The organism is Collinsella sp. CLA-ER-H8, assembly GCF_040092335.1.
In the GTDB taxonomy this organism is placed as follows: Bacteria; Actinomycetota; Coriobacteriia; order Coriobacteriales; family Coriobacteriaceae; genus Collinsella.
The window spans coordinates 37892-52926 of record NZ_JBBNLU010000015.1; the positions used below are offsets into that span (position 1 = coordinate 37892).

At 58.4% G+C, this 15035-nt stretch carries 9 protein-coding genes and 3 tRNA genes; 10 read left to right on the top strand and 2 right to left on the bottom strand.

All coding sequences use genetic code 11. The features are described from left to right. Positions 1–11 precede the first annotated feature (11 nt). The 10 genes from gyrA to AAAX72_RS08630 all read left to right on the top strand — a co-directional run bounded on the left by gyrA (position 12) and on the right by AAAX72_RS08630 (position 12617). A complete protein-coding gene (gene gyrA / locus AAAX72_RS08585) occupies positions 12–2723 on the top strand; it encodes a DNA gyrase subunit A (protein WP_349130002.1) in 2712 nt (903 codons plus the stop codon). Between the two features lie 300 nt (positions 2724–3023). Further along, positions 3024–3100 (top strand) — tRNA-Ile (locus AAAX72_RS08590). Between the two features lie 67 nt (positions 3101–3167). Next, positions 3168–3243, top strand: a tRNA-Ala gene (locus tag AAAX72_RS08595). A gap of 4 nt (positions 3244–3247) precedes the next feature. Then, positions 3248–3324, top strand: a tRNA-Ile gene (locus AAAX72_RS08600). A 158-nt stretch (positions 3325–3482) separates the two neighbouring features. Beyond that, positions 3483–3983, top strand: a complete 501-nt coding sequence (locus tag AAAX72_RS08605; protein WP_349129994.1) for a bifunctional nuclease family protein — start codon at positions 3483–3485, stop codon at positions 3981–3983. After that, on the top strand, positions 3984–4373 hold the full coding sequence (locus AAAX72_RS08610; protein ID WP_349129996.1) for a hypothetical protein: 390 nt from the start codon (positions 3984–3986) through the stop codon (positions 4371–4373). A 30-nt stretch (positions 4374–4403) separates the two neighbouring features. After that, positions 4404–4853, top strand: a complete 450-nt coding sequence (locus tag AAAX72_RS08615; protein WP_089572580.1) for a hypothetical protein — start codon at positions 4404–4406, stop codon at positions 4851–4853. A 117-nt stretch (positions 4854–4970) separates the two neighbouring features. Beyond that, positions 4971–6809 (top strand): translational GTPase TypA, encoded by a 1839-nt coding sequence (typA, locus tag AAAX72_RS08620; protein WP_349114818.1) that lies wholly within the window; start codon positions 4971–4973, stop codon positions 6807–6809. 422 nt (positions 6810–7231) lie between these two features. Further along, on the top strand, positions 7232–10972 hold the full coding sequence (locus AAAX72_RS08625) for an FctA domain-containing protein (protein WP_349129998.1): 3741 nt from the start codon (positions 7232–7234) through the stop codon (positions 10970–10972). Next, complete coding sequence (locus tag AAAX72_RS08630) at positions 10965–12617, top strand: SpaA isopeptide-forming pilin-related protein (protein WP_349130000.1); 1653 nt, start codon at positions 10965–10967, stop codon at positions 12615–12617. The genes AAAX72_RS08625 and AAAX72_RS08630 overlap by 8 nt, the downstream gene beginning before the upstream one ends. A gap of 191 nt (positions 12618–12808) precedes the next feature. On the opposite strand, the gene AAAX72_RS08635 is transcribed toward AAAX72_RS08630, so the two are convergent. Then, positions 12809–13954 (bottom strand): polymer-forming cytoskeletal protein, encoded by a 1146-nt coding sequence (locus AAAX72_RS08635; RefSeq protein ID WP_342996779.1) that lies wholly within the window; start codon positions 13952–13954, stop codon positions 12809–12811. A gap of 106 nt (positions 13955–14060) precedes the next feature. After that, positions 14061–14750, bottom strand: a complete 690-nt coding sequence (locus tag AAAX72_RS08640) for a TRIC cation channel family protein (protein ID WP_229065363.1) — start codon at positions 14748–14750, stop codon at positions 14061–14063. Between the last annotated feature and the right edge of the window lie 285 nt (positions 14751–15035).

The window sequence follows — 15035 nt, forward strand, 5'->3', positions numbered from 1 at the left end:
ATAACGAGGGTATGGACGAGGCCGGCGATGCCGGTATGCCCGATGATCTGAAGCGCCTGCTTGCCCGTGCTGAGCAGGGCGAGGACGGCGATCCGGACGCCTATAACCCCGATGCCGATGATGATGAGGAAGAGGACGACGACGGTGAGCTCGAGGAGAGCTTTGGCGAAGTCGATCGCGGCGCCTCGGCCGGCGAGGACATCAACGGCGGCCAGCTCCAGATTTCGGAGTTCGGTCGCGAGATGAAGCAGTCGTTCATCGAGTATTCGATGTCGGTTATCACAGCGCGTGCCCTGCCGGACGTGCGCGACGGCTTAAAGCCGGTACACCGCCGCATCCTGTACGCGATGAACGAGAGCGGCATCTACCCCAACCGCCCACACAAGAAGTCGGCCTGGACGGTCGGCGAAGTTATCGGTAAGTACCACCCGCACGGTGACTCTGCGGTCTACGAGGCCATGGTCCGCCTGGCGCAGTGGTTCTCCATGCGCACGCCGCTCATCGACGGTCACGGCAACTTCGGCAACATCGATGGCGACGGCGCGGCGGCCATGCGTTACACCGAGAGCCGCCTGGCCAAGCCCGCCATGGAACTGCTGCGTGACTTGCAGAAGGATACCGTCGACTGGCAGCCCAACTACGACGAATCGCTCGCCGAGCCCGTGGCACTGCCTGCGCGCTTCCCCAACCTGCTGGTCAACGGCAGCCAGGGCATCGCCGTCGGCATGGCCACCAACATCGCCCCGCATAACCTCACCGAGGCGATCGAGGCCACCTGCTACCTGATCGACAACCCCGACGCCACCGTCGACGAGCTCATGCAGATCATGCCCGGTCCGGACTTCCCCACCGGCGCCATCATCATGGGCAGCGCCGGCATTAAGCAGAGCTATGAGACCGGCCGCGGTTCCATTACCGTGCGTGCCAAGGCACATGTGGAGTCCACCAAGACCGGCCGCAGCCGCCTGGTCATTACCGAGATTCCCTACATGGTCAACAAGGGCACCCTGCAGGAGAAGATCGCCCAACTCGTCAACGACAAGCGCATTGAGGGCATCTCGGATATGCGCGATGAGTCCAACCAGAAGGGCATCCGTCTGGTCATCGAGCTCAAGAAGGGCGTCATTCCGCAGGTCGTGCTCAACAACCTGTATAAGTACACCTCGCTGCAGACGACCTTTGGCGCCAACAACCTGGCACTCGTCAACGGCGTTCCCAAATGCCTGAGCCTGCGCGAGATGCTGCAGCACTACATCGACCACCAGGTCGACGTCGTCACCCGCCGCACCCGCTTCGACCTTAAGAAGGCCCAGGCCCGCGCGCATATCCTCGAGGGCTACCTGATGGCCCTTGACCATATCGACGAGGTCATCAGCATCATCCGCTCCTCGCAGACCGACTCCGAGGCCAGCAGCCGACTGATCGAACGCTTTGGCTTTACGCCCGAGCAGACCACGGCCATCCTCGAGATGAAGCTGCGCCGCCTGACCGGCCTGGAGCGCGACAAGATCCAAGAAGAGTTGGACGGCCTGCGCCGCGCCATCGCCTACTACGAGGACCTGCTGGCGCACGAGGAGAAGATTCTGGGCGTCATCAAGGAAGAGATGCGCGAGATCTCCAAGAAGTTTGGCGACAAGCGCCGTACCGAAATCAGCCAGGTTGAGAAGGACCTGGATGTCGAGGACCTCATCGCCGACGAGGATATGGTCGTGACCATCACCCACACCGGCTACGTTAAGCGTATCCCAGTGGCTGCCTACCGTGCCCAGAAGCGCGGTGGCAAGGGCGTGTCGGGCGTCAACCTCAAAGAGGACGACGTTATCGATGAGATGTTCATCGCGTCCACGCACGAGTACGTGCTGTTCTTCTCGAGCAAGGGCAAGGTCTATCGCCTGAAGGTGCACGAGCTGCCGGTGGGTACGCGCCAGGCGCGCGGTACCGCGATCGTCAACCTGCTGCCCTTCGAGGAAGGCGAGAAGATCGCGAGCGTCATCAGCTGCCGCGAGTTCCCGGCCGACGAGTACCTGATGTTTGCCACCAAGAGCGGCATGGTCAAAAAGACCGTGATGAGCGCATATGACCGCAGCCGTCGCGACGGCCTGATCGCTATCAACCTGCGTGACGACGACGCGCTGCTGAACGTGCGCCGCGTGCGCGACGGCGACAAGATTATCCTGGCCACCACCGCGGGCAAGGCGATCATGTTCTCCGAGGAGCAGGTGCGCGCCACCGGCCGCGATACCAGCGGCGTTCGCGGTATCGGTCTGAAGGACGGCGTGAGCGTTCTGGGTATGGAAGTCACTAACGGCAACGGCGATCTATTCGTCATCACCGAGCGCGGCTACGGCAAGCGCACGCCGGTCGCGGACTACCCGGAGCAGAATCGCGGCGGCCAGGGCGTCTACACCATTCAAATGACCGAACGTAAGGGTAACCTCGCGGCCATGAAGACGGTGGGCCCGCAGCACGAGCTGTTCATCGTGACGGAGGGCGCGACGGTCATTCGCGTCAAGACCGACGAGATCAGCCAGACCGGCCGCGCCACCCAGGGCGTCAAGATGATGACCGTCGACGACAACGACCGCATCTGCGCCGTAGCCCGCATGACAGCCGCCAAAGAGAAGCCCGAAGGCGAAGCCACGGAAAACGGCTCCGCCCCCGAAGAAACCCCTGTCGATCTAGGCGACGGCAACGACATGCCGGAAGATCTCCTCGACGAGTAAGAGGCCCTAACTGGTAGAAAATATCAGACCCCATATATCGGCGGTCGGCGCACTGCGCGCCGACCGCTTTTTTGAAAACCTTTGAACCCCGCGTCGGCCCCGGCTGCCCGGCGGCATGCGAAGTCGATCGCGAGTTCCGCACGAGCCGGAGAGCACTTAATGTGCTCTCCGTGCGAGCAGGACTGTCCGAGCAGGCGACTTCGCATGCCGCCGGGCAGCCGGGGCCGACACCCCTCAAAGATTTTCAAAAAAGTTGTTGACGCGCGCGTAACGACTCGTCTAATATATCCCTTGCGCGATGGACCTGTAGCTCAGTTGGTTAGAGCGTCCGGCTGATAACCGGGAGGTCACAAGTTCGAATCTTGTCAGGTCCACCACTTTCTTTCGCAATAAACACCCCAGCGAGAGCCGAGTCGCCGCTGGGGTGTTTATTACTGTCTCCGTGGGGGTTTAGCTCAGCTGGGAGAGCGCGGGCTTTGCAAGCCTGAGGTCAGGGGTTCGATCCCCCTAACCTCCACCATGATGGACCTGTAGCTCAGTTGGTTAGAGCGTCCGGCTGATAACCGGGAGGTCACAAGTTCGAATCTTGTCAGGTCCACCATCAAAACTGTGAAGAGCCCTGGGGCATTGCCTCGGGGCTTTTTTCTTGTCTGCGATAAATCTCATTTTGGTTTTGTGTGCTGTGCGAAAGTTTGGGTAGTATAGCTATTCAATGCGGCGGACTGCCGCGTGTTAACCGCTACGTACCGGAGGTGTTCCATGGTTCGTGTCGACATAGAGACCATCGTCATGGCCGCCGGTCCCGTGCCATCGCTTATCGTGCTTCGCGAGCGCTGCAGCAAATCGGACTCGCCTGCGCCACTGCGTTCCCTTTCCATTCAGACTGGTTCGTTTGAAGCTGCTGCCATTAGCCGCGGCATCGATAGCGGTCGCGCCGAGCGCCCGATTACCCATGACCTGTTGCTCGATACTGTTGGTGCCCTGGGTGCCAAGCTCGAACGCATCGAAATCGTTCGCGCCGAGCCGCCCGTGTTTTACGCGACGGTTGTCGTGTTGGCCGATGGCAACGAGCATGAGATCGATGCGCGTCCGAGCGACGCCATCGCCCTCGCCGTACGCAGTAATGCCCCCATGTTCGTTGAAGACGACATCATGAATCGCCTGGGCACCGTTTCTGCCCATGCCGAGGAAGTCGACGACGAGCAAGAGTTCGAGAAGTTCGACGAGTTCGTCCATACGCTCTCCCCCGATGACTTCTAAATGCTGGGCGCCCAGGCTGCGGAGCGTTCGCTGATGGCTGGCGGTATGTCGGCTGAGGCGGCTGCGATCGCCCGCGAGGCCCAGATGCGCTCGGAGGCTTCTGAGGCGGCTCGCATTGCCTATGTGACGCAGGCCCGCACGCTTCGCGAGCGCCGCGGCTCGTTTATCAAGATGGTTGTCGTCTCCGTCCTTGTCGCGGCAATCTGCTCGCGCCTTCGTGGTACAGTTGGTGCGCTTGGGTTTTCGATCTCTACGGGCCTTGTGATCTGGGGTGTGGTCGATGCGGTAATGCTGACCAGTCAGATCAAGGTGCTCGACAAGCGCGCAGCGGACATGATGCGCGCCCGCGACGCTGCCGCCAGGATCGCCGCCGAGGCACAAGAACTGTAACGACGCCAGACTCGATGGGAAGGTCTAAAGATGGCACAGGATATGCAGGACGCCGGTAACGTCTCCGCCGAGCTCGACGCCATGGTGTGCGATCTGATCGGCGCGTTCTTGGACGACCTTGCCGCCGGTGAAAACCCTGGCGTGGTCGTGGCAATTGAGGACGCCGCTTCCAACCGTTATCTGGCGGCGCTCGATGAGGATGGCGAAGAGGCGTGCCTCGAGGCGGCCACCAACTTTATCTCCGAGCACAAGATGGGTCTTAAGGACGAGGGCCTGGGCCGTATCGCTCGCTATGCCATCGGCTACACCGGCTGCGTCGAGATTGACGGCGGCTATCACGATGCTCTGCTCGTGAGCTTCTTCGAAACCACGCTCGAGAGTGGTTTTTCGGCATATGTGCTGTATGAGGGCATGGGCGCCGGCGATGGTTTTATGTGGAGCGACCCTGAACCTGCAGGTGAGGAAACCCCTCTCATCTAAAATCGCTAAAATAAACGAGTTTTCGGTAAAAGGCTCAATATTCCCGCTGAGCGTTGTATCGCTGGGCGGGCCGCATACGCGTGCCGGTTGTATATAGATAGAAGATAGGGGAACTACATGCGCGTAGACAATCTGAGGAACATCGCCATCATCGCTCACGTCGACCACGGCAAGACGACGATGGTCGACAAGCTCCTGCGTGCCACGGACGCCTTCCGTGCCAACCAGCAGGTCGAGGACCGCGTCCTGGATTCCAACGACCAGGAGCGCGAGCGCGGCATTACGATTCTCGCCAAGAACATCTCTATCGAGTACAAGGACGTCAAGATCAACGTCATCGACACCCCGGGCCACGCCGACTTTGGCGGCGAGGTCGAGCGCGTGCTGCGTATGGCCGACGGCGCCCTGCTGCTGGTCGACGCTTTTGAGGGCCCCATGCCCCAGACCCGCTTCGTGCTGCGTCACGCTATCGACACCGGTCTTAAGATCATGATCGTCATCAACAAGATCGACCGTCCGGGCGCCAACCCCGAGAAGGCCTACAACGACTGCCTGGACCTCATGGCCGACCTGGGTGCCACCGATGACCAGCTTGAGTTCGCCATGGAGCACGTGGTCTACGCCAGCGCCATGAACGGCTTTGCCCGCCTTGACCCCAACGACGGCAACATGGACATGTACCCGCTGCTCGATATGATCATCGACGACATGCCCGCGCCCGAGGTTGACGAGACCGCCCCGCTGGCCATGCAGTGCGTGACCATCGACCACTCCAACTTCGTTGGCCGTATCGGCATCGGTCGCGTGTACTCCGGTACCATTCACCAGGGCGACCAGATCCTGGTTGTGAAGAACGACGGCTCCAGCGCCACCGCTACCGTCAAGCAGCTCTTTACTTTCGACTACCTGGGCCGCACCGAGTGCCAGGAAGTCGGCGCCGGCGACATCGCCGCCGTCGTGGGTATCGACCGCACCGATATCGGCGATGTCTACACCGATCCCGAGAACCCTGTCGAGCTCGAGCCCATCGAGATCGACCCGCCGACCCTGTCCATCGTCTTTGAGGCTTCGACTTCCCCGCTCGTCGGTCGTGACGGTGACATCGTGGGCGCCCGTCAGCTCAAGGAGCGCCTGTTCAACGAGGCCGAGAACAACGTGACCATGAAGATCGAGGAGCTCGAGGACAAGAGCGGCGTCGAGGTCTCGGGCCGCGGCATTCTGCACCTGTCCGTCCTGATGGAGTCCATGCGCCGCGAGGGCTTTGAGTTCCAGGTCGGTCGTCCCCGCGTTCTGTTTAAGAAGGACGAGAACGGCAACAAGATGGAGCCTGTCGAGCAGGCCGTCGTCGAGTGCCCGGACGAGTACTCGGGCAAGGTCGTTGAGGTCTTCGGTACCTCCGGCGGCATCATGACGAGCATGGACACCTCGGGCATCGTGACGCACCTTGAGTTCAAGATCCCGACGCGCGGCATCATGGGTCTCAAGAACCGCATCATGAACGTCACCCACGGCGAGGGCGTGTTCTACCACACCTTCCTGGAGTACGGCCCCTATGCCGGCGAGATCGGCAACCGCCAGAACGGCGCAATGATCTCTATGACCACCGAGAAGGCCGTTGCCTATGCCCTGGGTACGCTGCAGGAGCGCGGTCAGCTGTTTGTTGAGCCAGGCACCGAGTGCTACGAGGGCATGATCGTGGGCGAGCGCAGCAAGGCTGGCGACATGGTCGTCAATATCGCCCGTACCAAGAACCTGGGCAACCAGCGCTCCTCGACCTCCGATATCTCCGTTCAGCTGGTGCCGCCCCGCACCTTCTCGCTGGAGGAGGCGCTGGAGTACATCGCCGACGACGAGCTGGTCGAGATCACTCCCAAGAACATCCGCCTGCGCAAGCGTCTGCTCAACGCCACCGACCGCAAGAAGGCTGCCGTTCGCGCCGGCCAGGTCAACAAATAAGCGCTGGGCTTTATAGCGACTAACAAGAAAGGGCGTCGACCATCGCGGTCGGCGCCCTTTTTGTGCAGTGGACAGGTTCGTTTGCACCACAGCTGGGGCGGTTATCCCTCCGAGCGGCTTTCCGGTCAAAGTTAAGTTGTTTAAACATATACATAATTCTACAGAATATAACTGCTTTAATGCAAACCCGTTAACAGGTAAATACCAACTGGTATTAAATTAAAAGACCTCTTTACCTGCGGTTTACATGACTGGTATCTATATTATATTTTATGCATTGTGGCATAGACGAACCGTCTTAGAAGTTGCTCCCCAATGGGTTCTTGCAATGCGCTAGGCAGGTTCATGTTGATGTTGGGGTTTGTGTTCGATCCGACGATTCGCCGTATTCCACACTGTGTTGTAGGAATTAGGGGACAACTATGGACGCACACCGCTCGCGGTCGCTGGGTATGGCGGCCCTGGTCTTCATTTTGATTAGCCTCACCGCCGCTGTTTTTCGCGGTGCAGCCCCAGTGCGCGCCGAGGACGTGACGACGCCGACGCCGATTGTGATCAACGGCGATACGGCGGACGTTACGGTTGGGCTGTATGCCGATAAGGGTCGTCAGCAGCCTCTCGGTAAAGAGGGCTCACCCTCGATTACGACAGCCGATACTATCTACGGTTTTATGGAAGCTCGTTTTCATGAGAATTGTGGGCCTACACCTGAAAGGCTTGAGACGATTTATACCTTTCCCGACTCGATTGTTGTGAACGAGAACGAGGGCGGTATCTTAAGGACGGATGATACCGAGAATGCACAAAGGATGGGAACTTGGTACATAAAGGATAACAAGGTCGTTTTTAATTACGATGCCAGCTATCTCAGCAGTCATCCCTCTTCGCTCTATGTGCGCGTCAATTTCGAGTTTGAGCTTAAAGACAAAGATGTAGATGACGGCGAAAAAGTCGAACTGAAATTTCCAGGCGTTGGCGAAACTGTGCCGATCGAGATTCAAGATGGCGCAGTTGATGGAAACAAATCAGGTGTCTTTTCCCAAGATAGCAGTACCGGAAATGCCAAGATAACTTGGACTATTAATCTGAGTGTTACGTCGCACGCAACGGATGTAAAACTGGTCGATACGCTCGGTGACTACCTGGACTTTGAGCAAAGCAGCTTCAAGCTCGATGGAAATCCTCTTGGTTCGTCCGTGAGCATCGAAGAGCGAACTGCAACGTTGCCGCTAGGTAACCTTTCTCAGGGCGACCATACCGTTACCTACGAAACGACAGTTAGCAAGAACTTGTCTCTTTCTAATGGCACGCCTACGCAAGGTAGGAATAGTGTGCAAACAACCTGGGGAAAAGCAAATCACCAACAATCTCTTACGATTAAAGGGGCGTCGGAACCGTTTCAATACGACATGATTCAAAAAGAGGCTGGCTCCGGAACATCGTCTGTCATCACTTGGAAGGTTGTGCTCAACAGGGGATCTCTCAAGGCCGATATGTCTGGCTACACCTTTACCGACAAGCTCGATGGCAAGCAGGATTATATTGGCAGCTATACGGTCTACAAGGGCGAGACCGCCGATGAAAAACAAAAGATCGATGAGGAAATGCTGAGCGAGTCAGGGGATTCATTTAGCTATACGTTTAATCCAAAAGAGGGCGATCGGTATGCGACCTACTGCATCGTCTATCAAACTAAGCTGAAAGATGAGAATTCCTACGAAAAAGTTAGTAACACGGCAAGTGTGAAAAAAGAAGACTCCGGTCTGCCCTCTGGTGAAAGCACCGCATACTACATCCGTCCTTGGACGGGTAAAACCATTAGCAAAACGCTGCTTAATCCGGATGAGGCATCTCGGACCGGAAAAGCAACTTGGCAATTACGCGTAGAGCTCCGTGATTACGTAAATGCGAAAAACCCAACATCCATTCTTATCAAAGATACCATGCTGGCGGCTTGGAAGCAGACTATGGGGCCGGATACCTCCGATGGCCCTTCACATGTAATTACCATTGGGGGTACCAAACTGGACCAAGGTACCGATTGGACGTTTGCGGGTGGTGAAAATCCGTCGCAGAACAGCAACCAACACAACTGCAATATCCAAATAACCATTACGGATAAAGTCAAAGAAGCGCTTGATAAGTCCCCCGAGGTGGTTATTACGTATAAAACGGTGACCGATGCACTTCCTGGTTGGTACTCCAACTTCGCCTCTGTCGACGGGTTTAGCGGCTATTCTGATTTTGTCTTTTACTATGTTGAGGGCGAAGCGGAGCCTTCGGTTGAGAAGAGTGTAAAAATAAATGAAGACGGCTCGCAAGCACGGTGGGATGAGACGTTTGACTGGAAATCAGTGGATGGCTCGAACGACAAAGGTGCGTGGATTGTCGACTGGACTGTCTATGCCAATCGAGCTAAGACGCCTGCCGGTGAGTATTATGGCGCTGGCAGGCTCAATGGCAAGGATGTCGTTGTCAAAGATGAGCTTCCTGAGGGAATGAGTTATATTCCCGGCTCGGCTAAATATTCTTTGTATTCAAATCCCTACGGGACGGCGGTGCCCGGCCGCGAATGGGAACATGAGAGAGGAAAAACCGAGGTTTCGGATGTCTTGCTGACGCCTGCTGTCGATCGCCAGATGGTTGCGTTTTCAATTCCAACGGAAAAGCTGGGCAATAATACAGGGTACGCAAAGCTGACGTATTCGACTGCTGTTAAAAGGTCGGTAGTCGATACGTCAAAGAATCTCGGCGAGCTCACGAACTCGGCGAGCGCAAGCTCAGATGGTAAAGAATTTAAGGCGGACTCTGATACCGTACAGATCAAGAACGACGTATTGTCAAAGACAGGTTCGTCGGTAAGTAATAGCAAGCGAATTCAATACACGATTTTCGTTAATGAATCGGCACTAGACTTAAAGGTCGGAACCGACTACCTCGATCTGTTCGATGTGATGGATTCTAAGTGTACGTTTATCCCCTCGTCGCTTAGCGTATCTGAGTGCGATAACGGCGATTGGCGTGTGCTGACAAAAGAAAAATACAGAGCGACTCTTGACTCGATTGGCGAGGGCGCTGGAAAGCAGCAGCGATTGACGTTGAGGCTTCCCGATGAGAAATACCTGAAAGTCGAATATGAAGTTCTGTCCGGTGAGTCTGGTACAGTTTCCCTTTCCAACGAGGCGCAGCTTGAAGGTGTTGCAGGCGGGTATGTGAAACACGAGCGTGAATATGACATAGATGCCGGCGCATCGGGAGGCGGAACGGGGCACGGCATTGTGGTCCACAAAGTGGATGAAAAGGACGTTGCCGCGCCGTTGGCTGACGCTACGTTCACACTCTATGCGATTGACATGGATAAGGCGCAGGGCAGTGCCGGCGTTGAGGGCGCAAAGACGTTTTTTTCTGACGGAACGACCGGCCCTGACGGAAGTGTGACTTTTGGAACGAGTTCGGAAACGAGTTCGGACGCCATGGCTTCCTGCAAGCTTTACTGCCTCGAGGAGACGACGGCGCCTCCTGGATATCGCGTCGCCCAACCAACATGGATTCTGCTCAAGGGCAATGCGCCCGAAGAGCAATACGAGCAAGCCATGAACAAGGCGAAATCTTTGCTTGATGCCGATACGGAGATAACGTCAGATGCAGAGATTTGGGTGTATGACGCGCCCCTTGAAGGCAAAGCGACGATAAAAGCAAATAAAGTGCTTAAAGGCGGAACCTTCAGGGAAGGTCAGTTCTCGTTCGCGCTTAAGGACGCCGAGGGCAAAGTGCTCCAGACGGTGACCAATAATGACAAGGGAAATGTCTCCTTTGACGTCAAGTACAACAAGGCGGGAATCTATACCTACACCATCTCCGAGGTCGAGCCCGAGGGTGCCATCGACCATGTTAAAGATCACATCACCTATGACACGACCCCGCGCAAAGTCACGGTTGAGGTAACTAATGGCACGGACCAACTCAACGCCGTAGTTGCCTATGGCGATGGCTCTCAGGATCCGCCGACCTTTACCAACAAGTATTCGACTACGCTACCTGAGGCGGGCGGGGCTGGTTTGACTATGACGTATTTAGCTGGTGCTTCGATGCTGTGTTTTGCCGCGACGTGGATGCATGCTCGCCGCCATCGTGATCTTGATCGGAGTGGTCGTCGTGAGTAAAGTGCTCCGTCATATGTTGGCCGTCGTGGTGATGTCCATGGCCGTCGTCTTCGCTTTTGCGATCGCCCCTGGAACGGCCCGTGCTGCCGACACCGGAGCCATTACGGTGGACGGTACAGTCGCGACACGTTACGACGCGTACCAGCTCTTTTCGGCGACCGTTGTCGACGATGCCGATGCTGACCAAAAGGTCGCAACTGATGTAGCGTGGGCGAATGACACGGTTCGCCAAGCTGCCCTTCCCGTGCTTCATGATGCAGGGCTTGATAACTCGGCATCGACGGCGCAAGAGGCTGTCGAATGGATGAATGCCGACGGGCACATGACGACCACGCTAGCGGCAAAGCTTGCCCGTGCGATTTACAATGCCGGTGCGCCTTCCGTGGCCCTTAACGCGGGCACGACGGCCGAGCTGCCCTGCGGCTACTGGCTCATCGTCGCCGACGATGACGCCATTTCCCAGGGCGAGGCCGGCACCGCGCCGATCATGGCCCTGGTGGGCGGCAGCGCCGTCAGCGTCAAGCCCAAGGCCGCGACCCCCAAGGTGTCCAAGCACGTGCTGGAGGACAGCGCCGCCGCCTGGCAGAAGGCCGCCGACGCCACGGTCGCCGACGACCTGTACTGGCGCCTCTCTGCCACGGTCCCGGCGGGCCTCACGGCCTACGACACCTATACGGTGCGGTTCGTCGACACCATGAGCGCGGGGCTCGACCCCTCCAAGGTCGCCGCGAGCATGCGCGTGTACGTGGCGGCGGGCGCGGACGGCGGCTTCGACGCGGTCCAGACCGACAAGGACGGCCGCGTCGGCACCGAGCCCGCGAAGGGCTGGACCGACATCACGGCCCAGTGCGCCACCAAGGTGGCGGCGGACGGCAAGACCTTCACCGTGCGCACCGGCGACCTCATCACCGCGCTCGGCGGGGTCGACGCCTTCACCGCGGGCGCCCGCGTGGTTGCTGTCTACGATGCGCCGTTGGGGGCCAGCTGCAATAGGGGCGCTACCAAGGGCAACCCCAACGAGGTCTGCCTGCGCTACCCGCGCTCTCCTCTCGCCGACCAGTCCGGCGACGCTGGCTTCACCCGCACGCCGAGCGATGACGCGTGCGCCTACACCTGGGGACTCAGTCTGATCAAGCGCTCAAGCTCGGACGATAAACCGCTCGCGGGCGCCAAGCTGCGCATCATCGATGACCGCGGGCGCATCCTAACGACCGACGGCTCGTGGTCGACGGATGCCGCCGCGTGCGTCACCACGGGCGCGGACGGCCATGTGGAATTGAGCGGTGTGGACGCGGGTGTCTACACCGTCGAAGAGGTCGCGGCTCCCAAGGGATACACCGCCTTTGAGGGCAAGCGAACGGTAACGGTTACGTCCGAGGGATTGGACGTTAAACAGGTTGCAGCCGCGAAGCCCAAGGTGACCGTGTCGGCCGAAAGCCCTCTGCGGGTTGATACCGCTGATGCCGGGACGGGTTCGATTGAACTGTCGGTGCTCAACACTCCAAGCAAAGAAGCAAGTCGAGGCTTTATGCCCTCGACGGGAGATAGAACGTTGGTGCTGGTGGCGGCTTTGGCTGCCATCGGAGTGGCGGCTATTGTTGTCGCGCTCGTCATCAAGCGGGGAGGCGGTCGTCGTGAAAAATAATTGCCCCCCTGCTTAATGGCGTGCTGCCTCCGTAGCGAGTGACGCACAGGCCTACCGACCTGATGATCATTGGTTTTGAAAAAGTTACTAGAGAACCCTCCAAGAAAAGCGGGGCACCCGGTCGACATGACCGATTGCCCCGCTTCGTTTGTTGGTGCAAAGTAACCTGGCACCTTTGTGGTGGTTGGTGGCTAAGCGGTGGGGAGTCCTGGCATGTTAGCCGGCTGCTGCGGCTTGAGGTGGGCGTTGCGCCAGATGATCTGGATAACGTAGCCGAGCATAAAGACAAAGGCTACGCCGCTGATGAAGTCACCTACGAGGGGAAGCCCCGTGAGGGCGCCTGCGATTACGCCGCCCACGGCTGCCATGGCGTAGCGGTTTTGGTTGTGTCCGACCATGCGGGAGATCGCGCACCCCGCAAAGGCACTCGACACCAACGCGATGCCGATAACGCCGCACAAGAGGGCTCCGGCAAGCGACAGACCAGCGATAGAGATAATTAGCAGTAGGACGGCGGGGACGATAGCAATCGTGCCCAGAAGACCGCTCACCCACAGGGGTATGGGGCGCTGGTGGAGCATGCCGGCGGCGCTGGCGGTCGCGCGCGGAAAGACGAGCTCGAGCAGCAGAGCGACAAAGCAGGTCGAGAGTGCCGCGGCGACGATACCGCCGATGACATCGTTAACGGTGGAAGTATCCTCGTTCTCGGTGCGGTCGATCTTGAGCGCGCCTACCTCGGCTCCTGCGGCACGCTCGGGGTCCTCGGAGACGTGCGCGTTCACGGTGCCGGTGATGTGGGCGTTCTTGCCCAGGATGAGCTTGTCGGCCCAAACCTCGACATCGCCCTCGACGGTGCCATCGATGGTCACCGTGTCGCCCGCAAGCGCTGCCGACTTGGTAGAGCCGCGCAGGGCAACCGTCTCGCCTATCGCGTAAAAACAGTTGGCGGTGCTGTCGGAATTGAGCACAACGTGCTGACCGACGACCGTGACGCTGCCATCAACCGTGGTCTTGGCGATATCGATAGTGCGTGCCGCCAAGCGGACGGCGCCGCCCACCGTGCAGTCGCGGATGGAGAGGCTCTCGCCTGCTGCAATTATGTCGCGGCCGATGGACGCATCGTCCAAGTTGAGGGCCTGACCTGCCCAGTACAGGTCACCTTCGACGCCGGACGAATTGGCGTCATTGTCGGTCGCAAGTACGTTGCCTGCGGTGTCCGTGCCGGCGAACGACGCCGTGGGAAGCGCGGTGACCGCTAGAGCGATGAGCGCGAATAAGATCGTGATGCGGCCCCACGCTTTACGGCGCTGGGTCGACGGGAATTGATTACAGGGCATAGTGAATCCTTCGTCAGATGCTCGACATGCACCTAACAGGGTACCCAACGCATGGGCGCTCTAAAAGAACCTCTCGGTTGCATTTCGAAGGATGAGCCCGCGCCACCTACTTTTTGCGGTGCAAAAAGCGTGCGATGTCATCCTCGGTGGGGCTTTTGATATCAAAGCGCAGCGACAGCCAGCGTAGTCCCATGGTCACCACGACGCAAACGACCAGTGCGACGACATTGCTGACCAAGCCGCTCATGACAAGGCAAACATAGCTTGCCGATCCGGCGATGGCCGCGATGGCATAGAAGTTGGTGCGTTGGAAGATACCCGGCACCACACCCATAAAACCATCTCGCAGCATGCCGCCGCCCACCGCGGTAAAAAAGCCCATCATGATGCACACCGCCGGCGCAAAGCCGTAGACCAGCGCCTTGTCTGCGCCGGTTGCCGCATAAATACCCACCGAGATGATATCGAGCAGGGGAATGAGCTTTTCGGGCTTGTCGACGATTGCCGGGAAGATGTAGATGATGGCCGCGGTGGCGATGGAGAGCGGGAGCGCCATCGGTTGGTTGAGGATGTAGACGTTGCCCACCTGCAGCGTCATATCGCGCAAAAGACCGCCGCCCAGTCCACAGACCACGGCGAGCGCGACGGCGCCCACCAGGTCGAGTTTGTGCTCGCGTGCGACCAACACGCCCGAGATCGATGCCGCGACGACGGCGAACATCTCGAGCCAAAACGGGATGGCAACCATGGCATCCGAGGCGTGTGCGGTAACGATCATAGCGGCGGCAACGGGCAAGATGGGGTCCTTTGAGTTACGGGTTTAGACAATGCCCGTACATAGTACATGTTCGGCGCCGATTGCGACCCTATTGCTCGGCAAACGGTCGGGACTGGGTACGGTCATAGGTTCCATGTTTGGGGATCCGGGTTGATGCTGAACGCGATGGGGGCGTGTGGAGTGGGTATGATGAATTGGACACCTAGTTAAGAGCGAAAGGTGTTCAAGATGACCCAAAGAAGAAAGCGATACGACAGGCAGTTCAAGGTCTCGGCGGCAAAGGTGGTCCTGTCCGGGGAAATG